This is a genomic window from Bradyrhizobium sp. USDA 4516, from assembly GCF_054055915.1.
This window is the reverse complement of record NZ_JBSRXT010000001.1, coordinates 4,683,975-4,709,899: the sequence shown is the minus strand read 5'-3', so window position 1 is coordinate 4,709,899 and position 25,925 is coordinate 4,683,975. Positions and strand designations below refer to the sequence as shown.

General features: G+C 65.7%; 24 protein-coding genes and 2 pseudogenes. 17 read left to right on the top strand and 9 right to left on the bottom strand.

Annotated features, from left to right (window positions below; translation table 11 throughout):
- Positions 1–12: 12 nt before the first annotated feature.
- A complete protein-coding gene (locus tag ACVI1L_RS21830; RefSeq protein ID WP_028334965.1) occupies positions 13–936 on the bottom strand; it encodes a LysR substrate-binding domain-containing protein in 924 nt (307 codons plus the stop codon).
- 152 nt (positions 937–1,088) lie between these two features.
- Between ACVI1L_RS21830 and ACVI1L_RS21825 the strand changes: the two genes are divergently transcribed.
- The 6 genes from ACVI1L_RS21825 to ACVI1L_RS21800 all read left to right on the top strand — a co-directional run bounded on the left by ACVI1L_RS21825 (position 1,089) and on the right by ACVI1L_RS21800 (position 6,689).
- On the top strand, positions 1,089–2,258 hold the full coding sequence (locus ACVI1L_RS21825) for an acyl-CoA dehydrogenase family protein (RefSeq protein WP_050386889.1): 1,170 nt from the start codon (positions 1,089–1,091) through the stop codon (positions 2,256–2,258).
- Between the two features lie 11 nt (positions 2,259–2,269).
- On the top strand, positions 2,270–3,370 hold the full coding sequence (locus ACVI1L_RS21820) for a CaiB/BaiF CoA transferase family protein (protein ID WP_456783746.1): 1,101 nt from the start codon (positions 2,270–2,272) through the stop codon (positions 3,368–3,370).
- Between the two features lie 27 nt (positions 3,371–3,397).
- Positions 3,398–4,252 (top strand): FAS1-like dehydratase domain-containing protein, encoded by an 855-nt coding sequence (locus ACVI1L_RS21815; protein ID WP_456783745.1) that lies wholly within the window; start codon positions 3,398–3,400, stop codon positions 4,250–4,252.
- A gap of 103 nt (positions 4,253–4,355) precedes the next feature.
- Positions 4,356–5,408: a histidinol-phosphate transaminase gene (gene hisC / locus ACVI1L_RS21810; RefSeq protein ID WP_456783744.1), complete on the top strand. Its 1,053-nt coding sequence runs from the start codon at positions 4,356–4,358 to the stop codon at positions 5,406–5,408.
- A gap of 94 nt (positions 5,409–5,502) precedes the next feature.
- A complete protein-coding gene (locus ACVI1L_RS21805) occupies positions 5,503–6,393 on the top strand; it encodes an MBL fold metallo-hydrolase (protein ID WP_456783743.1) in 891 nt (296 codons plus the stop codon).
- Positions 6,394–6,500: 107 nt separating this feature from the next.
- A complete protein-coding gene (locus ACVI1L_RS21800; protein ID WP_038386258.1) occupies positions 6,501–6,689 on the top strand; it encodes a Rossmann-fold NAD(P)-binding domain-containing protein in 189 nt (62 codons plus the stop codon).
- Between the two features lie 19 nt (positions 6,690–6,708).
- Here the strand turns inward: ACVI1L_RS21800 and ACVI1L_RS21795 are convergent, their stop codons facing one another.
- The 4 genes from ACVI1L_RS21795 to ACVI1L_RS21780 are packed head-to-tail and all read right to left on the bottom strand — an operon-like array spanning position 6,709 to position 9,715.
- Positions 6,709–7,002: a putative quinol monooxygenase gene (locus tag ACVI1L_RS21795; protein WP_456783742.1), complete on the bottom strand. Its 294-nt coding sequence runs from the start codon at positions 7,000–7,002 to the stop codon at positions 6,709–6,711.
- Between the two features lie 35 nt (positions 7,003–7,037).
- Positions 7,038–8,405, bottom strand: coding sequence for an epoxide hydrolase family protein (locus ACVI1L_RS21790; RefSeq protein WP_057019282.1), 1,368 nt, complete (start codon positions 8,403–8,405; stop codon positions 7,038–7,040).
- Positions 8,402–9,052, bottom strand: a complete 651-nt coding sequence (locus tag ACVI1L_RS21785; RefSeq protein WP_168858541.1) for an isochorismatase family cysteine hydrolase — start codon at positions 9,050–9,052, stop codon at positions 8,402–8,404. Before ACVI1L_RS21785 ends, ACVI1L_RS21790 begins: the two co-directional genes overlap by 4 nt.
- 57 nt (positions 9,053–9,109) lie before the next feature.
- Positions 9,110–9,715: a VOC family protein gene (locus ACVI1L_RS21780; RefSeq protein WP_456783741.1), complete on the bottom strand. Its 606-nt coding sequence runs from the start codon at positions 9,713–9,715 to the stop codon at positions 9,110–9,112.
- 122 nt (positions 9,716–9,837) lie between these two features.
- On the opposite strand from ACVI1L_RS21780, the gene ACVI1L_RS21775 reads away from it, so the two are divergent.
- The 4 genes and pseudogenes from ACVI1L_RS21775 to mdlC all read left to right on the top strand — a co-directional run bounded on the left by ACVI1L_RS21775 (position 9,838) and on the right by mdlC (position 13,680).
- Positions 9,838–10,335 (top strand): winged helix-turn-helix transcriptional regulator, encoded by a 498-nt coding sequence (locus ACVI1L_RS21775; RefSeq protein ID WP_156436432.1) that lies wholly within the window; start codon positions 9,838–9,840, stop codon positions 10,333–10,335.
- Between the two features lie 112 nt (positions 10,336–10,447).
- The gene (locus ACVI1L_RS21770; protein ID WP_456783740.1) at positions 10,448–10,831 is read left to right on the top strand and encodes a tautomerase family protein; all 384 of its coding nucleotides are present in this window, start codon (positions 10,448–10,450) and stop codon (positions 10,829–10,831) included.
- A gap of 128 nt (positions 10,832–10,959) precedes the next feature.
- Complete coding sequence (blaBJP, locus tag ACVI1L_RS21765) at positions 10,960–11,847, top strand: BJP family subclass B3 metallo-beta-lactamase (protein ID WP_225648158.1); 888 nt, start codon at positions 10,960–10,962, stop codon at positions 11,845–11,847.
- A gap of 203 nt (positions 11,848–12,050) precedes the next feature.
- A pseudogene (mdlC, locus tag ACVI1L_RS21760) lies at positions 12,051–13,680 on the top strand (benzoylformate decarboxylase).
- A gap of 124 nt (positions 13,681–13,804) precedes the next feature.
- Here the strand turns inward: mdlC and ACVI1L_RS21755 are convergent.
- The gene (locus tag ACVI1L_RS21755; RefSeq protein WP_456783739.1) at positions 13,805–15,349 is read right to left on the bottom strand and encodes a 4-hydroxyphenylacetate 3-hydroxylase family protein; all 1,545 of its coding nucleotides are present in this window, start codon (positions 15,347–15,349) and stop codon (positions 13,805–13,807) included.
- Here ACVI1L_RS21755 and ACVI1L_RS21750 point away from each other — a divergent pair.
- Both ACVI1L_RS21750 and ACVI1L_RS21745 read left to right on the top strand, forming a co-directional pair.
- Positions 15,348–15,569 (top strand): annotated as a pseudogene (locus ACVI1L_RS21750) (TetR family transcriptional regulator); the annotation flags it as partial. The gene ACVI1L_RS21755 and the pseudogene ACVI1L_RS21750 overlap by 2 nt on opposite strands.
- Positions 15,570–15,918: 349 nt before the next feature.
- Positions 15,919–16,056: a hypothetical protein gene (locus ACVI1L_RS21745; protein WP_456783738.1), complete on the top strand. Its 138-nt coding sequence runs from the start codon at positions 15,919–15,921 to the stop codon at positions 16,054–16,056.
- A gap of 113 nt (positions 16,057–16,169) precedes the next feature.
- On the opposite strand, the gene ACVI1L_RS21740 is transcribed toward ACVI1L_RS21745, so the two are convergent.
- Together ACVI1L_RS21740 and trhA are read right to left on the bottom strand one after the other, a co-directional pair.
- On the bottom strand, positions 16,170–16,964 hold the full coding sequence (locus ACVI1L_RS21740; RefSeq protein WP_076830800.1) for an SDR family oxidoreductase: 795 nt from the start codon (positions 16,962–16,964) through the stop codon (positions 16,170–16,172).
- A gap of 148 nt (positions 16,965–17,112) precedes the next feature.
- Complete coding sequence (gene trhA / locus ACVI1L_RS21735) at positions 17,113–17,808, bottom strand: PAQR family membrane homeostasis protein TrhA (RefSeq protein ID WP_057019273.1); 696 nt, start codon at positions 17,806–17,808, stop codon at positions 17,113–17,115.
- A gap of 194 nt (positions 17,809–18,002) precedes the next feature.
- On the opposite strand from trhA, the gene ACVI1L_RS21730 reads away from it, so the two are divergent.
- Positions 18,003–19,466 (top strand): YcjX family protein, encoded by a 1,464-nt coding sequence (locus ACVI1L_RS21730; protein WP_456783737.1) that lies wholly within the window; start codon positions 18,003–18,005, stop codon positions 19,464–19,466.
- Complete coding sequence (locus ACVI1L_RS21725) at positions 19,463–20,494, top strand: YcjF family protein (protein WP_456783736.1); 1,032 nt, start codon at positions 19,463–19,465, stop codon at positions 20,492–20,494. The genes ACVI1L_RS21730 and ACVI1L_RS21725 overlap by 4 nt, the downstream gene beginning before the upstream one ends.
- Positions 20,495–20,609: 115 nt before the next feature.
- On the opposite strand, the gene ACVI1L_RS21720 is transcribed toward ACVI1L_RS21725, so the two are convergent.
- On the bottom strand, positions 20,610–22,151 hold the full coding sequence (locus ACVI1L_RS21720; protein WP_456785578.1) for a glycosyltransferase family 39 protein: 1,542 nt from the start codon (positions 22,149–22,151) through the stop codon (positions 20,610–20,612).
- 220 nt (positions 22,152–22,371) lie between these two features.
- Between ACVI1L_RS21720 and ACVI1L_RS21715 the strand changes: the two genes are divergently transcribed.
- From ACVI1L_RS21715 to sorA, 3 genes are all read left to right on the top strand, one after another.
- Positions 22,372–24,117: an adenylate/guanylate cyclase domain-containing protein gene (locus tag ACVI1L_RS21715; protein WP_410469703.1), complete on the top strand. Its 1,746-nt coding sequence runs from the start codon at positions 22,372–22,374 to the stop codon at positions 24,115–24,117.
- Between the two features lie 162 nt (positions 24,118–24,279).
- Entirely contained in the window at positions 24,280–24,507 is a 228-nt protein-coding gene (locus tag ACVI1L_RS21710; protein ID WP_229192994.1) for a hypothetical protein, read from the top strand.
- 208 nt (positions 24,508–24,715) lie between these two features.
- Complete coding sequence (gene sorA, locus ACVI1L_RS21705) at positions 24,716–25,915, top strand: SorA family sulfite dehydrogenase catalytic subunit (RefSeq protein WP_456783735.1); 1,200 nt, start codon at positions 24,716–24,718, stop codon at positions 25,913–25,915.
- Positions 25,916–25,925: the final 10 nt, after the last annotated feature.

The window sequence follows — 25,925 nt, the reverse complement described above, 5'->3', positions numbered from 1 at the left end:
GCGAAGCCGCGCTCAGGCGAGCTGGATATCCCAGAGCCCCTCGGCGCGCAGCGCGGCGACCTCGTCGCGCAACAGCTTCGCGATCAGCGTCATCGCGTTGGAGCCGGGATGCTCGACCGGCGAGGCCAGGGTCAGCTCGCGCCGCGGCGCCGGCCGCGCGATGGCGGCGGTCTCGAGCCGGCCCTCCGCCACCTCGGCGCGGACCGAGGACGGCGGCAGCAAGGTATATCCGAGCCCCTCCTCGACCAGGCTGGTCAGCACGCGAAACGAATCCGCCTCGAGCTTGACGTCGAGATCGATCTTCTTCTTGGCCGCGGCATGTTCGAGCAGCGCACGGAGGCCGTGCGAATGACTTGGCAGCACCAGGCGCTGGCGCATCAGCCAGCCGAAGTCGACTTGCTTCTTCGGCTTCAGCCCGCTGCCGCGCGGGCCGACCGCGACGATGCTGTCGCGGCCGAGGCTCTGCACCGCCAGATGCAGATCGACCGACGGGCCATAGATCACGGCAAGGTCCATCTCGCCGCGATGCAGCCACTCGATCAGATGGCCGCTGTAGCTCTCGACGATGCAGAGCGAGATGCCGGGATAGCGCTCCACCGTGCGCCGCGCCAGCCGCGCCGACAGCACGCAACTCACCGTCGGCACCAGCCCGAGCACGACGCGCCCGGACGGTGCACCGCCGGCGGACTGGATGTCGTCGCGGATCTGGTCGATCTGCCGCACGATACCGCTGGTGCGCGCCAGCAGCAGCCGGCCGGCATCGGTCAGCACCATGCCGCGACCGTTGCGCGTGAACAATTCGGTGCGCAGCTCGTGTTCCAGCAGCTTGATCTGCCGGCTCAGCGCCGGCTGCGCGACCCGCAAGGTATCGGATGCCTTGCTCAGGCTCCCGAGTTCCGCGACGCACGCAAAGGTCCTAAGCTGGCGGAAATCCATACTTGCCAATCCTGGAAGGCAGGTTCATACGCTATAACAAAACAGCATAGGGAGTTTACCGGGCCCCCACAACAGCGGGCGTTTTCTTCACGCGAACCGATTTCCACCTCGCTCGAAAACGCTCTGGCGCAACCTCTCGGCAAGACGAAACAATGACCGCACACGATCAACACATCGACGACCATTCCGACATCCGCGACGCGGTGGCAAAACTCTGCGCGCAGTTTCCAGGCGAATACTGGCGCAAGCTCGATCGCCAGATGGCCTATCCGAAGGAATTCGTCGATGCGCTGACGGAGGCCGGCTATCTCTCGGTGCTGATCCCCGAGGAATATGGCGGCGCCGGCCTGAAGCTGTCGGCGGCGGCGGCGATCCTGGAAGAGATCCAGCGCGCCGGCTGCAATGGTGGCGGCTGCCACGCTCAGATGTACACGATGGGCACCGTGCTGCGGCACGGCAATGACGCGCAAAAGGCCAAGTATCTGCCGAAGGTCGCGACCGGCGAGTTGCGGCTGCAGGCGTTCGGCGTCACCGAGCCGACCAGCGGCACCGATACCTCGTCGCTGAAAACCTTCGCGCGCCGCGAGGGCGACCATTACGTCGTCAACGGCCAGAAGATCTGGACCAGCCGCGCCGAATATTCCGACCTGATGGTCCTGCTGGCGCGCACCACGCCGAAGGAGCAGTCGAAGAAGCGCACCGACGGTCTCTCGGTGTTCATCGTCGATATGCGCGAGGTGAAGGGCAAGGGGCTGGAGATCCGCCCGATCCGCACCATGATGAACCACGCCACGACCGAAGTGTTCTTCACTGACATGAAGGTGCCGGCGGAGAATCTGATCGGCGAGGAAGGCAAGGGTTTTCGCTACATCCTGTCCGGCATGAATGCCGAGCGCATCCTGATCGCCGCCGAATGCGTCGGTGACGCCAAGTGGTTCATCGCCAAGGCCACCAACTACGCCAAGGAGCGCAGCGTGTTCGGGCGGCCGATCGGCCAGAACCAGGGAATCCAGTTCCCGGTCGCCAAGGCCTATGCCTCGATGCGCGCCGCCGAATTGATGGTGAAGGAAGCCACCCGCAAATATGAAGCCGGCCTCGACTGCGGCGCCGAGGCCAACATGGCCAAGATGCTGGCGGCCGATGCCTCCTGGGAAGCGGCCAATGCCTGCGTGCAGACCCATGGCGGCTTCGGCTTTGCCGAGGAATACGACGTCGAGCGCAAGTTCCGCGAGACCCGGCTCTACCAGGTGGCGCCGATCTCGACCAACCTGATCCTGTCCTACGTCGCCGAGCACGTGCTCGGCATGCCCCGCTCCTACTGAGTTGCTTGATCATGCTGCCGCTTGAGGGATTGACCGTCATCGCCGTCGAACAGGCGGTTGCCGCGCCGTTCTGCTCGTCACGCCTCGCCGACGCCGGCGCCCATGTCATCAAGATCGAGCGGCCCGAGGGCGATTTCGCCCGCGGCTACGACGCCGCGGCGAAGGGCCAGAGCAGCTATTTCGTCTGGCTCAACCGCGGCAAGGATTCCGCCGTGGTCGACCTCGCCACCAAGGAAGGCCGCGCGCAGCTGGAAGAGCTGATCGCCGGTGCCGACGTGCTGCTGCAGAACCTCAAACCGGGCTCGATGGACAAGCTCGGCTTCTCGCGCGAGCGGCTGCGCAAGGATTACCCGAAGCTGATCATGTGCACGATCACCGGCTATGGCGACACCGGTCCCTATGCCGACCGCAAGGCCTATGACCTGTTGATCCAGGCCGAGAGCGGCCTTGCCTCGATCACCGGCGGCCCGGAAGGCGCCTCGCGCGTCGGCATGTCGATCGTCGACGTCGCAACCGGCGCCACCGCGCATGCCGCGATCCTCGAAGCGCTGATCGGTCGCAGTCGCACCGGAGACGGCGCCGACATCCGGATCTCGATGTTCGACGTGATGGCCGACTGGCTCACCGTGCCGCTGCTCAATGCCGAGGACGGCAAGTCGCCGAAGCGGATCGGCCTCGCCCATCCCTCGATCGCGCCCTACGGCGTGTTCCGCTCGAAGGACGGCAAGGAGATCCTGATCTCGATCCAGAGCGAGCGCGAGTGGAAGACGCTGTGCGCCAAGGTGCTGGACCAGCCCGGCCTGCCCGACGATCCGCGCTTTGCCAACATGGTCGAGCGCGTGCGCAACCGGGTGCTGACCGACGGAATCGTCAGCGACAGCTTCGGCAAATTGACGCGCGAGGAATTGCTGGCGAAGCTCGCCGAGGCCGACATTGCCTTTGCCGAGGTCAACAGCATGGACGACCTCGCGAAACATCCGCATCTGCGCCGCATCGAGGTCGACACGCCGAACGGCAAGGTCAGCTATCCGGCGCCGGCCGCGATCGTGGTCGGCGAGGACAGGCACTACGGCAAGGTGCCCGCGATCGGCGAGCGCACCAGACGTTCCTGAAATCCCTCCTGCCCGGGCAACACAATCATGAGCGACAAACTCGACCTCGATCATCTCCGCCAATGGATTGGCAAGACCACGGAGGCCTCTGACGTCGTCACCAAATATCTCGTGATGGGGCTGCGCGCGACGCTGTTCCAGGAGATCGGCGAGCCGAAGGCCGGTGATGCCGCGCCGTGGACCACGCACTGGTGCCTGGCGCAGCCGGTGTTTCCGATGTCGCAGCTTGGCCCCGACGGCCACCCGACCCGCGGCAGCTTCCTGCCGCCGGTGCCGCTGCCGCGCCGGATGTGGGCCGGCGGCGAGCTCGAATTCTTCGACAGCTTGCGCATCGGCGATGAGGCCAAACGCACCTCGAAGATCGTCGACGTCACGGTCAAATCGGGCTCGACCGGCACGCTGTGCTTCGTCTCGGTCAATCACGAGGTGACGACCTCGCGCGGGCTTGCGGTGCGCGAGCGGCAGGACATCGTCTATCGCGAGATGACGAGCACGCAGGGCGCTGCGCCCGCCAAGGAGCCGCCGCCTCCACCGGTCGCGCAGCATCGCGAGAGCCACGTCTCCGACCCGGTGCTCTTGTTCCGCTATTCGGCGCTGACTTTCAACGGCCATCGCATTCATTACGACCGCGACTACGTCACCAAGGTCGAGGGCTATCCTGGCCTGATCTTCCACGGCCCGCTGCAGGCTTCCTTCATCGTCGAGTTCGCCGCCAAGCTGCGCGGCGGCAAGCCGCCGAAGAAGCTCACCTATCGCGGCGTGCAGCCGCTGTTCGAGGGCAGCGAGTTCTCGATCAATGCCAGCGACAAGGACGGCGGCTTGGAGCTGTGGACCGCGAATGCCGAGGGCCAGCCGACCATGAAGGGCACGGCGACCTGGTAACGCGCGAGCACGACGCGCGTCATGATGCGAGGGAATAAAGAGGCGCTTTCATCAGCGCCTCGTATTCCTTATTGTGATCGCGTTCAATCCTGGGTCGCAGATCATGAGTCGCTTCTGGAGTTCGGTCGTCCACAATCTGTCGCCATACGTGCCCGGCGAGCAGCCGAAGATCGACGGCCTCATCAAGCTCAATACCAACGAAAATCCCTACCCGCCGTCGCCACGCGCGGTGGCGGCGATCACAGCGACCACGGATCGCCTGCGGCTCTACCCTGATCCGCGCGCAACCGCGCTGCGCGAGGCGATCGCGAAGCGTTACGGCGTCACGGCGGACGAGGTGTTCGTCGGCAATGGCTCGGACGAGGTGCTGGCCCACGCTTTCCCGGCGCTGCTGAAGCACGACGCGCCGCTGCTGTTTCCCGACATCACCTACAGCTTCTACCCGGTCTATTGCCGCCTCTATGGCGTCAGCTGCGAGCAAGTGCCGCTCGACGCCGCGATGCGCGTGCAGCTTGCCGACTACCGGCGGCCCGGCAGCGCAATCCTGCTGTGCAACCCCAACGCACCGACCGGCACCGCGCTGCCGCGCGCCGCGATCGAGGCGCTGCTCGCCGAGCATCCCGACCGGCTCGTGGTGGTCGACGAGGCCTATGTCGACTTCGGCGCCGAGAGCGCCGTGCCGCTGGTCGCGCGCCGCGACAATCTGCTCGTCATCCAGACGCTCTCCAAATCGCGCGCGCTGGCCGGCTTGCGCGTCGGCTTCGCCATCGGCCAACGCCCGCTGATCGAGGCGCTGGAGCGCGTCAAGGACAGCTTCAACTCCTATCCGCTGGACTGCTTCGCGATCGCCGGCGCGGTCGCCGCCATCGAGGACGAGGCGTGGTTCGAGGAGACGCGGCAACGCATCATCAGGAGCAGAGAGGCGCTGGTCCGCAGCCTCATTGAGCTGGGGTTCGAGGTGCTGCCGTCGCAGGCGAATTTCGTGTTCGCCCGCCATCCCAGCCATCGCGGCGCCGATCTCGCCGCGAGGTTGCGCGAGCGCGGCGTGCTGGTGCGGCATTTCCACAAGCCGCGGATCGAGGACTTTTTGCGCATCACGGTCGGCACCGACGATGAGTGCGGCCGCCTGATCGGCCTGCTGCGCGGCATGGTCTGATAGCCGTTCACAAGCGACGCAACTTGCGATCGACGGCGCCACCCTGCATAGTGACCGCGCGTTTGGATGCACGGTTCTCCGGGAAGGAGCGGTCATGCGATTTACGATCGGCGACGCGACCGTCGATGTCATCGTCGACGACGACGATTTCGGCCTTCCGCTCGCCGAATTCCTGCCCGGATACGATCGCGGCTTGATCGAGGCGCATCGTGCTACGCTGGAGCCGGTGTTCATCGACCTCGCCCGGGGCGTCACGAAACACGCGATCCAGAGTTTTGTGGTGCGAACCGGCGGCCGAACGCTGCTGATCGACGCTTGCATCGGCGAGCGGAAGGACATCCCCGAGATTCCGGCCTGGCATCGGCGGCGCGGCAGCGGCTTCCTTGATCGGCTGCGCGCGAGCGGCATCGACCCGGCCGGCATCGACGTCGTATTCTGCACCCATCTGCATGTCGATCACGTCGGCTGGAATACGCGCCAGGACAACGGCCGCTGGCAGCCGACCTTTCCTAACGCGCGGTATCTGTTCGGCCGCCGCGAGCTTGCCGACTGGATGACACAGCATGATGCCGGGCGTGCCCCGCCGATCCACGCCCGCGCCCTGGAGCAGAGCGTCATCCCGATCGTCGAGGCAGGCCGTGTCGATCTGGTCGACGATGGCCATCAGTTGGGACCGGGCCTGCGGCTGGTCCCGCTGCCGGGCCACACCAGCGGCCAGATGGGGCTGATGGTAGACTACGCACAACATCGCGCGATCTTTTGCGGCGATGCCGTGCACAATCCGGTGCAGATCTTCCAGCCCGATCTGTCGACATCATCCTGTGCCGACCCGCAGCTCGCGCGCGAGACGAGGACGAAGATCCTGGAAGAGGCTGCGGACAGCGGCCGCCTCGTCATACCCGCCCACTTCCGCGGCCCGCGCTGTGCTCATGTTCGTCGGGACGGCGGTGGCTACGCGCCGGTACTCGATGCGCGGCATGGGTAAGATGCAACACCCGGAGCCACAGCTCACCGGGTGAAAGCCGGGTGTATCATCCGGCCCCTTGGAACCGAAACCCGGCTTGCGCGTTCCCCGCCCTGACGGAGGACGCCATGCTTAGAGATGAACAGGTCGCGGTTCTCTGCGACATCGCCCAATCCATCGCCTTCGCCGACGACGTGCAAGGCGAAGTCGACCGGCTCATCAGGGAGGGATACGTCGCCAAGGACGGCGACCTCTACGAGCTGACGCCGAAGGCCGAGAAGGTTTTGTCCGAGCGCGGCGCCTGCCTCAAGGCGTAACGCCGCTCGCGGCAGCTCCCTAGGCGGCAGGCGTGCACCGCATCGCTGATATCTTGATGCCGAGCCCTGCGCTCTCCTCGCGGAACTGCGCGATCGACCGCGCATTGCGGTGCGCCTCGAACGCGGCGTCATCCTGATAGACCTCGTAGATCAAGAGCTTGGCGGCATCCTCGCGCGGCACCAGGATCTCAAAATTCAGTGTGCCCGGTTCATCCCTGAGCAACCGGGCGCCATGCGCTGACAGCAGCGACAGCGCGTGATCGCGCTTCTCCGGCGCCACCTCGACGGTGGCGATCGGTGCAAGTTTCGACATGACGAATCCGCCTTCGGTTCTTTTGCACGTTCAGATCAGCTGCGGAGCGGCCGAAACGCGTCGCGAATTTCCCTGCTGAAGATGTCGGGCTGCTCCCATGCGGCGAAGTGGCCGCCGGCTTCAGCCTGATGGAAGTAGATCAGCTTGTGATAGGCCTTCTCCGCCCAGCTCCGCGGCGCCACGAAGCTCTCGCCGGGAAATGCGGTCACCGCGGCGGGGATCGCGACATTGGCAGGCAGATAAAGGTTGGTCTTGTTTTCCCAGTATAGGCGGCCCGAAGAGATCGCCGTGTTGGTCAGCCAGTAGAGCGTGATGTTGTCGAGCACGTCGTCGCGGGTCAGTGCGCCGGCGGAATGCCCGTTGACCTCGCGCCCGAGCACAGCTGATTGCATCGCGGAGGCCGGCTGGGCATAGCCGTCGCCGTGATCGAGCAGCCAGGCGGCGAGGCCGGCCGGCGAATCCGCAAAGGCCGCAAGCGTCTGCGGGCGCGTGCCCATGATCTGCGCGTAGGCCCGCCGTTTCGCGAATTGAAGCTTGATCTGGTCGAAGGCGTGCTGCTCCTCCGCCGACATATTGTCCGGCGCAGGGCCGCCGGTGATGACCGCCTTGAAGACCTCGGGCGGAACGACACCGGGCAGATTGACGTGGATGCCGAGCAGCTCCGGCGCACCAAGCTTGGCCATCTCATTGGAGACCGGCGAACCCCAGTCACCGCCCTGCGCCACGAACTTGCTGTAACCGAGCCGTTTCATCAATTGCACCCAGGCCCGTGCGATGCGCTGGGGATCCCAGCCGACCGTGGTCGGCTTGCCGGAGAAGCCGTAGCCCGGCATCGACGGGATCACGAGATGGAACGCGTCCGACGCACTGCCGCCATGCGCGGTGGGATTGGTCAGCGGGTCGATGATCTTCATCTGCTCGATGACCGAACCCGGCCAGCCATGCGTGACGATCAGCGGCAGCGCATTGTCATGTTTCGAGCGGACGTGAATGAAGTGAATGTTCACCCCGTCGATTTCGGTGATGAACTGCGGCAGGGCGTTGAGCCGCGCCTCCACCTTCCGCCAGTCGTAGTCGGTCTGCCAGTAGCGGACGAGATCGCGCAGCATCGCCTGCGGGACGCCCTGGGAGTCGTCATTGACGGTTTCCTTGTCGGACCATCGGGTTGCGGCCAAACGGCGGCGAAGATCGACAAGGTCTTCCTCGGGAATGTCGACGCGGAACGGGCGGATCGCATCGCTGGTGGCCGCTGCGGCGGGATGCGCGGGGAACAGGCTGGCAGCACCGGCAGCAGCCAGGCCCAACGCCGCGCCCGTCAGCAGCCTGCGCCGGTCCTGGTCGATCGCTTCCTGGGTCGATTGGCTTATCGCAATTGCAACGGGCGTCTTCGATGGCGCGCTCATTTGACAGTCTCCTTGGAATGAGAGGCCGCCGGCAACGCCGCGATCACCTCCTTGGTTGTCAGGATGGAATGGGCGTAGGTCGGGCCATTCAGCTCGTGAGCGGCGTGCATCATGTCGTGCGAGAAGGCGGCGGTGGCATCGCGCACCAGCGTCACGTGGTAGCCGAGCTCCATTGCGAAGCGGGCGGTCGATTCGATGCAGGTGTTGGCCAGCAGCCCGACCACGATCACATGCGTGACGCCCTTCTGCTCCAGCAGGAAATCGAGATTGGTGTTGGCGAACCCGCTCTGCCCCCAATGCTCTTGGGCGATCAGGTCGCCAGGCTTGGGCGCAAGGTCCGGATGCCATTCCCCGCCCCATTCGCCGCGCGCAAAGCTATGGCGCTGCATGATCAAGCGTTGAGTCGGATTGGGATGATCCCAATCCTCATAATCGCCCGGCTCCCAGCGACGGTGCGGGACGATCACCACCTGGATGCCGGCGGCCCGGACCGCGCCGTCGAGCTGGCGCAGATTGTCGAGCAGCCCGACCTCGTCGGCGATAGGCTTGATGCGCGGAAAGACCATGCCGCCCTCGGAGAGGAAATCATTGTAAGGATCGACGAGGAGCAGCGCGGTCCGCTCGCGTGGATAGGTGATCTGGGACATCGATCGCTCCTTGGCTATCAGGCGGCCGGTTGGATTTGCTTCGATGACGAGCTCCGTTCACTCGGGCAGCGGCTTGCCGGCCTGTTCGCGGACCATGTACTCGGCGTACCAATCGGGCCAGTTCGCATCGTGGCCGCCGGTTCGCTTCTCGTGCTCGCCATGGGCCATAGCCGCGCGGCGCAGCGCGGCAGCAAGATCAGCCGATGAGGAGAAATTCGTACTGTTGCCGTCGAATCGCCCGGGCAGGCGTTGCGTCACCTGCTGCAGCAGCCAGACGTTTCCGTCGGGATCGTTGAACGTGGCGAGCGACCCGTAACTCGGCCGCTCCGGGTCCGGCCCCTTGATGCGCCCTTCCGCGCCGCGGTGAAACACCTCGCTGACATCGACGCCACGCGCGATCAGCTCGGCGCGCGCCGCTTCGATATCATTGACGATCAAGAAGCGCGGCAGCGCGGGTCCCGAGCCGAGATGGATCGACGTCGGCGAACCCGGCGGCGTTAGCTGCACGGCGCGCGAGCCGTCGGGCCTGACGAAGTCGGCATCAAGCCGCCAGCCCAGGTCCTGATAGAAGCGCTTGGCGCGATCGACATCCGAGACGGGGATGACGACGACCTCGAGCTTCAAATCGACTTTGGCCGCTGTCGGCCCCGGTTCGGTGGTCATGGCTCACTCCTTGGCGATGACAGATCGGGCCATCGACGGCCCATTGCATTTGCGATGATGTCGGGTCATATTACTATGAAAATCATAGTCTCAAGCCTGATGAAGAAAACGTGATGACGAAAATGAAGGACAACACGGCTGACCAAACGCTCTGTCCTGTCGCTCGCGCCGAAACCGTCGTGGGCGACCGCTGGACAGTACTGGTTCTGCGCGAACTGTTCGCGCGCAATCATCGCTTCGAGGAGATTCAGGCGCAGTCCGGCGGCACGCCGCAGATGATCACGGCACGGCTGAAAAAGCTGGAAGCGGACGGCCTGGTGACGCGGCGCGTCTACAACAAACGCCCGTTGCGCCACGAATATCACCTCACCGAGAAGGGCGACGCGTTCTTTCCGGTGCTGATGGCGCTGCGCGCCTGGGGCGAGACCTGGTGCAAGTCACCGCGGGAAGGCCGCGCAATGAACTACACCCATCGCGTCTGCGGCAAGCCGGCCGGGCTCGGTCCGGTCTGCGAGTCCTGCGGCGAGCCGGTTCATCGCGCCGACATGGTGGGCGAGCGAACTCCCAAATACCAAAGAGAGCGAGATGCGCGCTGGGAGGCCTTCAAGGCGACCCGCTGAATTCCCCGACGCCGCCGGCGCAAGCGGACGACGCGAGAGCCTTCGCACCGCCGCAGCGTCTCGATCACACGGGGCCGATCCGGCCGAGCCTCGCACAACACAGGAGACCACCATGCCATTCGTTCGCATCGACCTGAAGCGCGGCAAGTCCGCCGAATATCGCAAGACGCTGGGCGAGATCGTCTACAAGGCGATGCGCGAGGTGATCAACGTCCCCGAGAACGACAAGTTTCAGGTCATCACCGAGCACGACCGTGGCGATCTGAACTACGCCGACAACTATCTCGGCAACACCTACAGCGACGACCTCATCTTCATCCAGATTACCATGAATGCCGGGCGTACCGTCGAGATGAAAAAGGCGTTCTACAAGCGGATCGTGGACGACTATCAGAGCCAGCTGCAGGGACGGCCGGACGATGTTGTCATCAATCTGGTCGAGGTCACCAAGGAGAACTGGTCGTTCGGCCACGGCATCGCCCAATACGCGAGCTGAACGCAGAACAGGAATGCGCCGGACGGACGGCCGCTTGCCCGGCGGCTTGCCGTCCGCAGCTTGCGGCCGGCGTCGCCAGCACGCATAGTGCCGCCCCTGCACGAACAACAACAAAGAGGGAGGCAACCATGAGGACGATCGCAGCCGCGCTGTGCGCGCTCACGCTGATCGCAACCGGTGCGCAGGCACAGACGCTCAAGGACTTCATGGCTGTTGTCATGAAGAAATGGACCGCGCCGTTCGAGCCGTTCCAGCTCATCGACAATATCTACTACGTGGGCACTGACGGGATCGCGGTCTACATCATCAAGACGTCGCAAGGGCTGATCCTGATGGACACGGCGATGCAGCAGTCGACCGGCATGATCAAGGACAACATCGCCAAGCTCGGCTTCAAGGAGGGCGACATCAAGATCATCCTCAACACCCACGCCCATCTCGACCACACCGGCGGCTTTGCCGAGATCAAGAAGGAGACCGGCGCGCAACTGATCGCCGGCGAGCGCGACAAGCCCCTGCTCGAGGGCGGCTATTATCCGGGCGACGAGAACAACGCCGATCTCGCCTTTACGCCGGTGAAGGTCGACCGCACCGTCAAGGAAGGCGACAAGGTGACGCTCGGCGATGTCACGCTGACCGCGCACACCACCCCCGGCCATTCGCCCGGCTGCACCAGCTGGGAGATCACGGTCAAGGATGGCAGCCAGGCGCGCAACGTGCTGTTCTTCTGCAGCGGAACGGTGGCGCTGAACCGGCTGGTCGGCCGTCCGACCTATCCCGGCATCGTCGACGACTACCGCTCGACCTTCACCAAGGTCAAGGCGATGAAGGTCGACGTGCTGCTCGGGCCGCATCCGGAGGTCTACGCCATGCAGGCCAAGCGGGCGCAGATGAAGGACGGCGCGCCGAACCCGTTCGTCAAGCCGGGCGAAAATGCCACCTACGTGGCCGGGCTGGAGCAGGATTTCGACAAGCAGCTCGCCAAGCAGACCGCCGCGCTGCAGAAGGCCAATTAGGTAGTCACCCCGTCATCCTGAGGAGCGCGTAGCGCGTCTCAGGATGACGGGATAGCCGCCTACGCAAATTTTCAGCCGTTGCCGCGGCAACTATGCGCGCAGCGGCTTGACATCGTCAGGCAATCCATCGACAGGTGGATTGCCTTTCCGCTTTTGCCGCCCGCAATGACGGAACGTAACAAGACAGAAATGGGAGCCGCCCGATGTCCTCGCGCAAACCCGCCGCCAGCAAAGGCACGACTGTCACCGTCAAGGATGCCACCTTCGGCCTGCTTCGCGCATGGGGCATCAAGAAGGTGTTCGGCAATCCCGGCTCGACCGAGCTGCCGTTCCTGAGCGACTGGCCCGACGACATCGACTACGTGCTCGGCCTGCAGGAGGCATCCGTCGTCGGCATGGCCGACGGCTACGCGCTGGCGACGCGCAATGCCGGTTTCGTCAATCTGCATTCGGCGGCCGGCGTCGGCAACGCGCTCGGCAACATCTACAACGCCTATCGCAACCAGACCCCGCTGGTGATCACCGCGGGCCAGCAGGCACGCTCGATCATGCCGCTGCAGGCCTTCCTCTATGCCGAGCGGGCCTCCGAATTCCCGCGGCCTTACGTGAAATTCGCGGTCGAGCCGGCGCGCGCCGAGGACGTGCCTGCCGCGATCGCGCGCGCCTATTATGTCGCGATGCAGCCGCCCTGCGGGCCGACCTTCGTCTCGGTGCCGATCGACGACTGGGCGCATGCGACGCAGCCGCTCGACGCGCGCCAGGTCAGCCGCGAGATCGGCCCCGACCTGTCGGCGATGCAGGCATTGGCGGCCGCGCTCGGCGAGGCCAAGCGCCCTGCCCTCGTCGTCGGCCCGGCCGTCGATCGGGCCGAGGCAGTCGATCTCATGGTTGACGTCGCCGAGAAATCAAAAGCCGCGGTCTGGGCCAGCCCGTTCTCGGCGCGCTGCTCGTTCCCCGAACGGCATCCGCAGTTTGCCGGCTTCCTGCATGCCGCGCCGGGCCAGCTCTCCGATGCGCTGCGCGATCACGATCTCGTCGTCGTGGTCGGCGCGCCGGTCTTCACCTTCCATGTCGAGGGCCATGCCGCGATCTTCGACGGTTCGACCACGATCTTCCAGATCACCGACGATCCGGACGCCGCCGCGATGACGCCGACCGGCCACAGCATCGTCGCGACCATGAAGCCCGCGCTGACGGCGCTGCTCGAGATGCTGCTTGAGACGAAACGCACCGCGCCGGCTGGCCGTGTCCTGCCGCCGGCTCCGGCCGCCGGCGACCCGATCCCTGCCGAATACGCGCTGCATGCGCTCTCGGCCGCGATGGGGCCATATGATGCGCTGGTCGAGGAAATACCGTCGCATCGCCCGCTGATGCAGAAGGCGATGCCGATGCACGGCCAGGACAGCTTCTACACCATGGCGAGCGGCGGCCTCGGCTACAGCCTGCCGGCAGCGGTCGGCATGGCGCTCGGTCGACGTCAGGGACGCACGGTTTGCCTGATCGGCGACGGCTCGGCGATGTATTCGATCCAGGCGCTGTGGGACATCGGCGCAGCGCAAGCTGCCGCTGACGGTCGTCGTGCTGAACAATTCCGGCTACGGCGCGATGCGCTCGTTCAGCCAGGTGATGCAGGTGCGCAACGTGCCGGGCCTCGATCTGCCCGGCATCGATTTCGTCAAGCTCGCCGAAGGCCTGGGCTGCGACGCCGTGCGGGTGACGAAATCAGCCGAGCTCGCCGGCGCCTACCAGCGCGCGCTGTCGCATCAAGGCACCAGCCTGATCGAGGTGATGGTCGATTCCGCGGTGCCGCTGCTCTACACGCAGAAGAGCTGAGCGGCAATCTCGCCACGTCATTGCGAGCGAAGCGAAGCAATCCATCTTTCGGCAAGTGGAGATATGGATTGCTTCGTCGCTGCCGCTCCTCGCAATGACGGCTGGACATATATTCGCAACCTTATTACGAGGGCATTGGATCGCCGAGCATGGGCGCCGCTGACGGCGTCGGCACCTCGCAGCCGGTTGCGCAGCAGCGTCCGGGCTGCTTCGACACCCGTTGTCCCTGGTCGACGAGGTCGCGGCCGAGCAAATTCTCGACCAGCTCGGCCTTCTCCATCACCGGATAGTTGCGCCAGATCTCGCGCTTCATCGCCTCCGGCGAGCCGCCGCCGTGCAACGAGATCACTGAATACCAGCCGGCTTCGTGCGAGACGGTGAGGTCCTCGATCAGCCGCGCCACCTCGGCGCGCTGCTCGGCCGGGATATCGGGACGTCCGCCCATGACAGCGGCAAGCGAGGCGCGCGTTTCCGGATTGTGATCCTCGTCGGGACCCGGCAGCGCGACGATCAGCCCGCCGGAGACGTAATGCGCGACGCGGTGCATGTCGTAGATCTTGGTCGCCAGCAGCAGCTTGCCGATGTTGGAGAACACCGCATCCGGCATCACCGAGCCCGCCGGATCCTTCGTGCAGTAGACCGAGGAGGCGACGCCGCAGGCATAGAAACTCTCGGTGATGGTGATCAGCTCGACCATCGCCTCGCGGATGTGCGCATGCTTCTCGGCATCGAGCCCGTTGGCCTCGATCATCAGCGCGCCGGCGCCGATCAGGAGATCGCCGAAGCCGGCGCGGGCGCCGATGCAGGAATGCCGGTGATGCGTCGCGTAGGAGGTGGTGAGGAAGCCGCCCTCCTCGGTCTCGCCGGCGAGGAACACGCGGTCATGCGGCACGAACACGTCGTCGAACATCACGACGCCGACCGACTGACCGTACTTCGCCGAGAATTTCGCCGCGGCATCGCCGGGCCGGCCGGCCGGACGCGCGACGATGGTGACGCCGGGCGCATCGACCGGCACGGCGCAACAGACGGCAAAATCCTTGTCGACAGGCACATGGGTGCGGCACGGCATGACAAGGAATTCGTGCATGTAAGGCGCGCCGGTCACGATCGCCTTGGTGCCGCGGATCACGATGCCGTCGGGCCGGCGCTCCTTGATATGGACGTAGACGTCCGCATTGGCCTGCAGGCCGGGACGCTTGGAGCGGTCGCCCTTCGCATCGGTCATGGCGATGCCGAGCGTCAGATCCTGGTCCTGAACCTCGTGCAGATAGTTGAGGAAGCGCTGGCTGTAATCGGTGCCGTGGCGATCGTCGGTCAGCCTGGTCGCCTGAAAGAGACCGTTCAGCGCATCATGGGTCAAGTAGCGCTGCGCGCAGCCCGACGTCCTGCACACCAGCCGCACCGCCTCGAGCTTGTCGAGCAGGTCCTGCGAGCTCCGATCGATGTGGAGCATGCGGTTGACGGTCTTGCCCGAGGTGCCCTGCCGCGCCGTCATGATCGGCACATGCTCGGGCTGTAGCGCGAAATCATAGGTCACGCCGACGCCTGCCACGCCGGGCGCCAGCAACGGCTCGTCCGCGACGCTCGCAACGGCCGCGCCGTTGATGAACACACGCGGTTTGTAGCGGCGCAGGGATTCCCGGTAGTCCGCAGCCGTCATCAGCATGGCGCTTCTCCCTTGCTCATTTATTCTAACACTGTTAAATTATCTAACGCTGTTAGAATTGAGTCAAGAACGGATTTGCCGGGCCATGCAGATGCGCGAGAGCAGGAAGGAAGCGGTCAGCCGCCACAAGCGGGAGCTGATCCTCGACGCGGCGCGCAGCGTGTTCGCGGAGGAAGGCCTCGAGGGCGCGAGCCTGCGGGCGATCGCGACGCGGGCCGGCTACACGCCGGCGGCGCTGTATTTCCATTTCGATTCCAAGGAGGCGATCTACGCCGAGGTGCTGCGGCAATCGCTGGCCTCGCTCGGCGAAGCCGTCAGTGCGGCGGTCGCGACGACGCGCGGCGCCAAGCAGAAGCTGCACGCAGCAGGCATGGGCTTCTTCCGCTATTACGCGGAGAACCCGCGCGACCTCGATCTCGGCTTCTACTTGTTCCGCGGCGGCATGAAGCCGGCCGGGCTCGGCCATGACCGCGATCACGCGCTGAACGCCGCGCTGGAGGCGGCGCTGCATCCGATTGCCGAAGCCGCAGAGGCGCTCGGGCGCCTCCAGGTCGAAGGCGAACACGGTGATGGTGGACTGCTTCGCGCATGCGACCGGCCTCCTGCTGCTATTGCACACCGGCCGCATCAGGATGTTCGGCGCCTCGGCACCCGATTTGATGGATGCCTATCTGCGCGACAGGATCGCACAGATCGCAAAGGAGTGAGGCGCCTCAGTTGCGCGGCCGATATCGTAGCTCGGATGAAGCGCAGCGAAATCCGGGATTCACGCGCGCACGTTCGACCCGGATTACGTTTCGCACCATCCGGGCTACAGGTCTCACTTCCCGTGCGCTTCCCGCATCTTGGCCTGGATCTTGGCCATGCCGCCGATCCATCGGTCGTAATTCTCGGTCTTCTTGCGCATGTAGCCGAGCACCTGCGGATGCGGCAGGATCAGGAAGGTCTCCTGCTCGATGCCCTTGAGTGCATCCTGCGCCACCTGCTCGGCGGAAAGATCGCCGTCGCCGGATTGCGGGCCCTTCGGGATCGAGCGCAGCATGTTGGTGTCGACGCCCTGCGGGCAGAGGATCGAGACCTTGATGTTGTCGGCGCGGTGCGAGATCGCGAGGTTTTCCGCAAAGCCGACCGCGGCGTGCTTGGTGGTCGAATAGGCCGGGCTGCCGACCTGCGACAAGAGGCCCGCGGCCGAGATCGTGTTGAGGAAATAGCCGCCGCCGCGCGTCTTCATGCGCGGCACCAGATGCCGCGCGGCATAGACATGCGCCATCACATGGATCGCCCAGCTCCGCGACCACGGCTCGTCCGAGGTGCCGCCGGCGTTCACCGACAGCGGATCGAAGCCGCCGCCGATGCCGGCATTGGAGCAGAACAGCGCGATCGGGCCGAACATGCGCTCGGTCTCGTCGATCACATGCAGGATGTTCTTCTCCTGCCCGACGTCGCATTTGAAGGCGGCACCACCGACCGTGGCCGCGACCTTCTCGGCCGCGCCATGATCGAGGTCGACGACCACGACCTTCGATGCGCCCGCGGCATGGAACGCCTCGCACAGCGCCTTGCCGATGCCATTGCCACCGCCGGTGACCACCACAACCTTACCTGCCACCTGCATGGCCATCCTCCCAATATCTTGATTTCAGCGCATGATCCGGAGAGCCGGTCTCATGTTCAAACAGAGGGATCATGATATCCCATCTTTTGCCGATGCATGATCTTTTCGCGAGGCCGGCCCGGCCCTGTGCGTAACGCTGGCGGACCGCTCAGCTCGCCAACACGACGTCGAACACGGCCGTGTAGTGGCAGGCGGCCCCGAGCAGCACGAAGCAGTGCCAGATCGCGTTCTGGAAGCGCAGCCGCCGCCAGGAGTGGAAGATCACGCCCAGGCTGTAGAGGATGCCGCCGGCCAGCACGAAGCCGAGCGCCATCGCCGGCAGTGCCTTCACGACGCGGTCGTAGAGCATGATGCCGCTCCAGCCCATCGCGAGATAAAGCCCGATCGAGAGTCGGTCGAAGCGGCCGGGATAGCGCAGCTTGAGCCAGATCCCGACGATCGCCACGCACCACACCCCGACCAGCAGCGCGATCGCGAAGGTGCTGTCCTTCAGTTCCACGATGAACGGCGTGTAAGTCGCGGCGATCAGCAGATAGATCGCGGAATGATCGAAGCGCCGCAGCACCCATTTGGCGCGCGACACCGGCCACAGATTATAGGTCGCCGACAGCACCAGCATCGCGAGCAGGCCGGCGACATAGACCGACACCACGGCGATGTCGAACGGGCCGGCATAGACCGCGGTCAGCACGATCAGCGCGGTGGCGGCGACCAGCCCGAAAGCGACGCCGACGAGATGGACGACGCCGTCGGCGATCAGCTCGGCACGGTCGTAGTTCCACAGCGCGGCGCCGGCCGCGTGGATCGAGGTCGAGGCAAGTTGCTTCAGGCGGAAGACCGTCATGCAGGCTTTCCCGTGGGCCGATGGACGATGGGTAGCGCGGGTGGTCTGACGCGTTCAATTCCCCTGCCCCCCGACAACCCCTCGCCTGCAAAGGCGCCGGAAATGTGAAGCTTGATTTTGGCCCGATAATCGCCACCTTGCAGGTGATCGCCCGCCCCTTTTGGTCCCTCCTGCCGGGTTTTCGTTAACCCTCCATGCCCCCCAGCTTCACTGATATCGTCGAGGAAGCCCGTCTCTCGGCACGGGCGCTGCTCGACTATGGCGAGGGCTTCTTCAACCCGACGGTGCGGCTCGGCGTCACCGGCCTGTCGCGCGCCGGCAAGACCGTGTTCATCACCGCGCTGGTGCACGGCCTGACCCGCGGCGGCCGCTTCCCGGTGTTCGAGGCCTATGCCTCGGGGCGGATCGCGCGCGCCTATCTCGCCCCGCAGCCCGACGATGCGGTGCCGCGCTTCGCCTATGAGAACCATGTCCGGACATTGGTCGAGGAGCGACGCTGGCCGAGCTCGACCACCGACATCTCCGAGCTCCGTCTCGTGATCGAGTATCAGCGGCAAAATGGCGCGGACCGCACGCTGACCCTCGATATCGTCGACTATCCCGGCGAGTGGCTGCTCGACCTGCCGCTGCTCAACAAGAGCTACGAGCAATGGTCGGCGGAGAGCCTTGCGCTGTCGCGCGAGCCGCTGCGCGCAAAACTCGCGGCGTCCTGGCACGCCCATCTCGCGACGCTGAAGCCCGAAGCCAAAGAGGACGAGCAGGCCGCGCTCACCGAAGCACGCCTGTTCACCGACTATCTGCGCGCCTGCCGCGACGAGCGCTTCGCGATGAGCCTGTTGCCGCCCGGCCGCTTCCTGATGCCCGGCAATCTCGCCGACACGCCGGCACTCACCTTTGCGCCGCTCGACGTGCCCGCAGGCGGCAGCGCGGGTGACGGCTCGCTATGGGCGATGATGCGGCGACGCTTTGAAGCCTACAAGGACGTCATGGTGCGGCCGTTCTTCCGCGACCATTTCGCGCGGCTCGACCGCCAGATCGTGCTGGCCGATGCGCTCGCCGCATTCAATGCCGGCCCCGAGGCGCTGCACGATCTCGAGGCCGCACTCGCCGGCATTCTCGACTGCTTCCGGATCGGCCGCAGCACGATCCTGAGCGCGCTGTTCCGGCCGCGCATCGACCGCATCCTGTTCGCGGCCACCAAGGCCGACCATCTGCACCACCAGAGCCACGACCGGCTGGAGGCCGTGCTGCGGCGGATCGTGGCCAAGGCCGCCGAGCGCGCCGAATATGCCGGCGCCGATATCGACGTCGTCGCGCTCGCCGCGGTGCGCGCCACGCGCGAGGCGCAGGTCCAGCGCGGACGCGACCGGCTGCCGTCGATCCTCGGCACGCCGGCGCCGGGCGAGGTCGCCAATGGCGAGCGGCTCGACGGCGAGACGGAAGTTGCGACCTTTCCGGGCGACCTGCCCGATAATCCGGAGGAGCTGTTCAACGGCGGTTTCCGCGGCCTCTCAAGCTCGGACACCGAGGCCGTAGACTACCGCTTCCTGCGCTTCCGTCCGCCAAAGCTGGAACGAAACGGCGATGCAGAGCCGGTGCTGCCTCACATCCGCCTTGACCGCGCCCTCCAGTTCCTGATCGGAGACAAACTGCAATGAACGAGAAGACGCCCCCGCGGCGGCCGGCGACGTTCAAGCTCGACGATCCCGGCGTGGTCGTGATGGATCCGGACGACGGCAGCCGCCTCACCCGCGGCACGATCCAGATCGTGCCCGAGGCCGAGCCCGCGCAGCTCCCGGTCCCGGTCGATACGCCGCTGGTGCCGGCGCGCCGCGGCTTCCGCTGGGGCACGCTGTTCTGGAGCGCGGTCGCGGGCCTCGTGGTGCTCGGCACCGGGCTTGGCGTCCTCAACCTGGTCGAGGACCTGTTCGCACGCAATGAAGGCCTCGGCGTCCTCGGGCTGGGACTCGCCGTCATCGCCGCGGTTGCGCTCGCCGTCGTGACCACGCGCGAGCTCGTCGGCCTGGCAAGGCTTGCGACGATCGAGAAGCTGCATCTGCGCGCCGCCGAGGTGCTGATCAGCGACGACCGCGCCGCAAGCCGGGTGATCGTCGCCGATTTGCTCAAGCTCGCGCACCAGACCCCGCAGCTCGCTCGCGCCCGCAGCGCGCTGCAGAGCCACACCGACGACATCATCGACGGCGCCGACATGATCCGCCTCGCCGAGCGCGAGCTGATGACACCGCTCGATGAGGAAGCGCGACGGCTGGTGTCGACGGCCGCGCAGCGCGTCTCGGTCGTCACCGCGGTCAGCCCGCGCGCGCTGTTCGACGTGCTGTTCGTGTTCGTGGCGAGCTTGCGGATGATCCGGCAGCTGGCGCGGCTCTATGGCGGCCGGCCCGGCGCGCTCGGCATGATCCGCCTGCTGCGCCACGTCATCGCGCATCTCGCGATCACCGGCGGCATGGCGGCCAGCGACAGCCTGATCCAGCAGATGCTCGGTCACGGCATCGCGGCAAAACTGTCACAACGCCTCGGCGAAGGCATGCTCAACGGCCTGTTGACCGCCCGGCTCGGCCTCGCCGCGATCGACGTCACCCGCCCGCTTCCCTTCAACGCCCTGCCGCGCCCGGCGCTGACGGATCTCGCGAAAGACCTGATCCGCAAGCGCGAGGAAGAGGAATGAGGTGCTTGCCTCGCCCCGCTTGCGGGGAGAGGCCGGAATTTTCGCGAAGCGCAAATTTCGGGTGAGGGGGAGTCTCCGCGAGACCAACTCTCGCCGTCCCCGTGGAGACTCCCCCTCATCCCGACCTTCGCAGAGCGAGCTCTGATCGTCTCGTCCCCGCAAGCGGGGAGAAGGAGGAGGCCAGCACGCGCCAGCGGAAGAAGGTGGTGTCCGGCGGCGGCGACAGATCGGGGGTCCAGCCGCTGATCTTCTCCAGCGCATAGGTGTCCATCACCATGCCGCGCCAGCTGCGCGTCACGCGCTCCAGCGGCTGGCGCACCGCTGATGTCTCGCTCCACAGCGGCAGATTGTTCTCGGGCTCGCGCCCGACATAAATGCCGGTGTGATCGCGGATCTTGCTCATGCCGGGATCGGCAAAGCCCTGGAAGCGGCCGCGTTCGTTGATTTCGATGACCGTCACCTTCCCGCGCAGCAACCAGCGCAGCATCGCATAGGTGCGATAATCCGTGGTCGCGACCCAGGTCGCGCCGGTCGCCTCAACCTGCGCCAGCGTGCGCGCAGCCACCACATCGTAGCCCGCCTCGGTGCCGATCGGATCGGTGCGGCCGATCAGATTCCACGGCGCGAACATGTAGTAGAGGAAGACGCAGACGACGAACACGATGCCTGATGTGATCGCGGTCCGCGCCCAATACACCGTCGATTTGACGAGCCCGACCGACCAGCCCTCGAACGGCATCCGCGTGACGTTGATCGCGACCGCCGCAAATCCGGCTGGCCACAAAAACATCGGCCAGGTGTCGCCGACCCGCAGCGTCAAGGACTTCCAGAGGAAGTAGATGGACGGCGCCAAGACCGCGGTCGCCAGCAGGATCGCAACCGGCTCGCGCTTGCGATAGCCGCGCCATGCCGTCAGCGCGGTGCCGAACAGCGTCACCGGCAGCAGCACGAAGCCGACCAGGCCGAACTGCATGCCGACGAATTCGCCGACGGTGCGCAGCGTGAAGGCGCGCTCGGCGGTGGCGCGCACCGCCTGGAAGCGGAACGAGGCCCAGTCGTGCTCGGCATTCCAGATCAGCACCGGCGAGAACACAACGATCGCGATCAGCGCGGCAAGATACGGATACGGGCTGCGCAGCCAGCGCCAGCGCCAATCCGGCACCAGCGCAAAGGCGAGCACCGCCGGCGCGAACATGATCGCGGTGAATTTCGACAGCAGCGCCAGCCCGGCAAACAGCCCCGCGGCGAGCCACCAGCGCCCGTCACCGCTTTGCGCAAGCCGCACCAGCGACCACAGCATCGCCACCGAAAACGGGATCAGCGCCGTATCCGGCGCGACCTTTGCCATCAAGAGGCCGTAATACAGCGCCGCCTCCGGCAGCAGCAGCGCCAGCATCACGGCGCGGACGTTGTTGGCCGTCACGCGGCGGACGATGTCGGCGAGCAGGAGCTGGGTGGCCAGCATCGCGACGATGCCGCCGAGGCGGACGCCGAGATTGGTGTCGCCGAGGATCGCGGTGCCGAAGCGGATGAACCAGGCGACCATCGGCGGATGGTCGAGGAACGACAGCACGTTTTCCTTCGACCAGGTCCAGTAATAGGCCTCGTCGGTGCGCAGATCGAGCGCATGGGCGTAGACCAACCGCATCGCGGTCATGGCAACGATCACGGCGATGACGCCCCGCCAGTCCGGCGCGCGCGAACGGGCCGGCTTTACGCTGTTGTTATCGGCTCCAGGTTCGGCTTGGGCTATCGTCACGGCGCGCTTTTTGTTCGACTCTTAACGGAGTGTCAACGTGCCGCGCGGCCCGCTCTCACGGCTGGTCCGGACCCGCGGTGGTGTTCAGCGCGGGAATTAACCACTAGACTTGCCGATCATGAATCACATGGCCTCCCCCTCGCGCGAGCACTTGCAGGACATGGCCCGCGGTATCGGCCTGCGGCAGGTCCGCATCGTCACGGGGGCGATCATGTTCGCCTACCTGACCAGCCATTTCCTCAACCACGCGCTCGGCAATATCTCGACGCAGGCGCTGGCGATCGGGGTCTACTACCACACCGAGTTCTGGCAGTTCCTGCCGGTCGCGATCGTGTTCTACAGCGCCTGCCTGGTGCATACCGGGCTCGGCATCTGGGCACTCTATCAGCGCCGCGAGTTCCACTGGAAGGCGATCGAGCCGCTGCAACTGACGCTCGGCCTCAGCATCCCGATGCTGATCGTCGCCCACGTCGTCGGCGTACGGCTCGGCCAGACCCTGTACGGGCACGAGAAGCTCTACCCCCAGGAGCTGTACACCTTCTTCATCGCCTCGCCGAACCGGCTGTGGCAGATGCTGGCGGTGCTGGTGATCGCCTGGGTGCATGGCTGCATCGGCCTGTATTTCTGGCTGCGGCTGCGTCCGTTCTTCAAGCGCGCCGCGCCGTTCCTGCTCGCCGGAGCGGTGCTGATCCCGACCCTGGCGATGCTCGGCGTCTACCAGGGCGGCCGCGCCACGGTGGCGGATTATCAAGATCCCGACTGGCGGCGCGAGGAGCTGTCGGTGCAGAAGCTCGGCACAGCGGCGCAGGGGAGCACGCTCGAGAAGATCACCGACGGCCTGACCATCGGCTATCTCGGCCTGCTCGGCCTCGTGCTGCTGGCGCGCGGCGCGCGGGCCCTGCTGGAGCGCCGCGGCGGCATGATCGCATTGTCCTACGGCAACGGCCGCACGCTGCGGGTACCGAAGGGATTGAGCGTGCTGGAAGCAAGCCTGCGCTACAACGTGCCGCATGCGAGCGTCTGCGGCGGCCGCGCACGCTGCTCGACCTGCCGCATTCGCATCATCGGCGACCACGCCGGATTGCCCGAGCCCTCGCCGCGCGAAGCCTTCGTGCTGCACCGGGTCGGCAATGACGATCCGTCGATCCGGCTGGCCTGCCAGTTGCGGCCGACCGCCGACCTGAATTTCTTCCAGCTGTTCCTGCCGAGCACGACATCGGCCAACGCGCACGCCGCCAATCCGGCACGGGTCGGCCAGGAGCGCTATCTGGTCAGCATGTTCGTCGACATGCGCGGCTCGACGCAGCTTGCCGAGAAGCGGCTGCCGTTCGACACCGTGTTCATCGTCAACCGCTTCCTCGGCGCGGTGTCGCAGGCGGTGCTGGAAGCCGGCGGGCGGCCCAACCAGTTCATCGGCGACGGCATGCTGGCGCTGTTCGGGCTTGCCACCGACCGGCAGGTGGCCTGCCGCCAGGCGTTGCGCGCGGCGGCGCTGATCGCAACCCATATCGACGAGCTGAACCAGTTCCTGAGCCACGATCTGCGCGAGCCGATCCGCTTCGGCATCGGCATCCATGGCGGCGAGGTGATCGTCGGCGATATCGGCTATCGCGACCACATGGTGTTCACGGCGCTCGGCGATGCCGTCAACGTCGCGGCACGGCTGCAGGACATGACCAAGGCGCTGGCCTGCGAGGCGATCATCTCGGACGAGGTGCGCGTCACCGCCGGGCTGGCCGACGATGCCCTGCCGGCGCAGGAGGTCGCGATCCGCGGCCGCAACGAGCCGATGACCGTGCGCACGGTCGAAAAGACGCAGCTCCTGTCGACGCTGGTCGACGACCGGCGTGCCGTCGCGGCCTGACCGGTTCATCTCCGCTTCAGCCCAATGTGACCTGCCGCACATCCGACGGTGCGTTCAGCAGAGATGCTCGAACGTGCCCGGTGCCGGATGCGACTGACTGGCGATGGGTAACACTGCAACCGCGCCGCGACAGAGCTCAACGCGCACCCGAAGGAGAAGACCATGTTTCGCAAAGTCACGCTCGCTCTCGCCACTGCCGCAACCCTCGGTGTCGCCGCGCTGGCGCCGACCGCAGCTTCCGCCAAGCCGTTCTTCTGGCATCCGCATCACCATCACTTCTGGGGTGGCCCGGGCATTGCCGTCGGCTTCGTCGACTCCGGCTGCTACGCCACCCGCCTGGTGCTGACGCCCTACGGCTATCGCTATCGCACCGTGAACGTCTGCTACTGATCGAACGTTCTACTTGGATGGAAACGCCCCGGTCGTCCACGCGACCGGGGCTTTTCGTTGTTGCGACGCAACGCTGCGAAAGCTCAATTGACTTGCCGTTCCCCGGTGCGACATTTGGACAGCGCGCATTCCGCGATGCGAAGGCGCGCAAGGCAATCTGGGCCTGGTGATGACCGGCTCACGACAGAACAGCTTCGGAGGAAGCGGAATGCTCGATCGACGAGACTTGATGAAGCGCGCCGGATTGGCCGCTTTGGTGACGGGGCTGGGATCAAGGGGCGCATTCGCCCTCGACACCGTGACGCTGCCCTTTGGCAATGGCGAGCGGCCGCTGGTGCGCTACCCGCAAAAGCGCCCGATGATCGGCCTGACCGCCCGCCCGCCGCAGCTGGAAACGCCGTTTGCGGTCTTCAACGACGGCCCGATCACGCCGAACAATGCGTTCTTCGTGCGCTATCATCTGGCAGACCTCCCCTACAATCTCGATCCGGACAAGTTCACGCTGGAGATCAAGGGCAAGGTCGACAAGCCGCTGAAGCTGTCGCTGAAGGACATCAGGAAGCTGAAGGCGACCGATATCGTTGCCGTCAACCAGTGCTCCGGCAACAGCCGCGGCTTCTTCAGTCCGCGCGTCGCCGGCGGCCAGCTCGGCAACGGCGCGATGGGCTGCGCGCGCTGGCACGGCGTGCCGCTGAAGACCGTGCTCGACATGGTCGGCGTGCAGGCCGGAGCCAAGCAGGTCACCTTCAACGGCATGGATGGTCCGGTCAGCGACAAGACGCCGGATTTCGTCAAGGCACTCGACATCGACCACGCACGCGACGGCGAGGTGATGCTGGCCTGGGGCATGAACGGCGAGGACCTGCCCTTCCTCAACGGCTTCCCGCTCCGCCTCGTGGTGCCCGGCTATTACGGCACCTATTGGGTGAAGCACCTCAACGAGATCACCGTGATCGACAACGTGTTCGAGGGCTTCTGGATGAAGTCCGCCTACCGGATACCGGATACGCCGAACAATGCGGTCGAGCCCGGCACCGCACCGAAGGCGACGATCCCGATCAATCGCTTCACGGTGCGCTCGTTCATCACCAGCGTTGCCGACGGCGCCAAGCTGAAGGCCGGCCGCACCATGCTGCGCGGCATTGCCTTCGACGGCGGTAAAGGCATCAAGGAGGTGATGGTCTCGACCGACGGCGGCAAGAGCTGGACGCCGGCCAAGCTCGGCAAGGACCTCGGCAAATACGCCTTCCGCGAATGGAAGTTGCCGGTGAAGCTCGCGGCCGGTCCCGCAGAGCTGAAGGTGCGCGCCACCAACAATGCCGGCGACACCCAGCCGATGGATCCGTTGTGGAATCCGGCCGGCTATCTGCGCAACGTCGTCGAAACCGTGCGCGTCACCGCAGCGTGAGGAGAAGCAT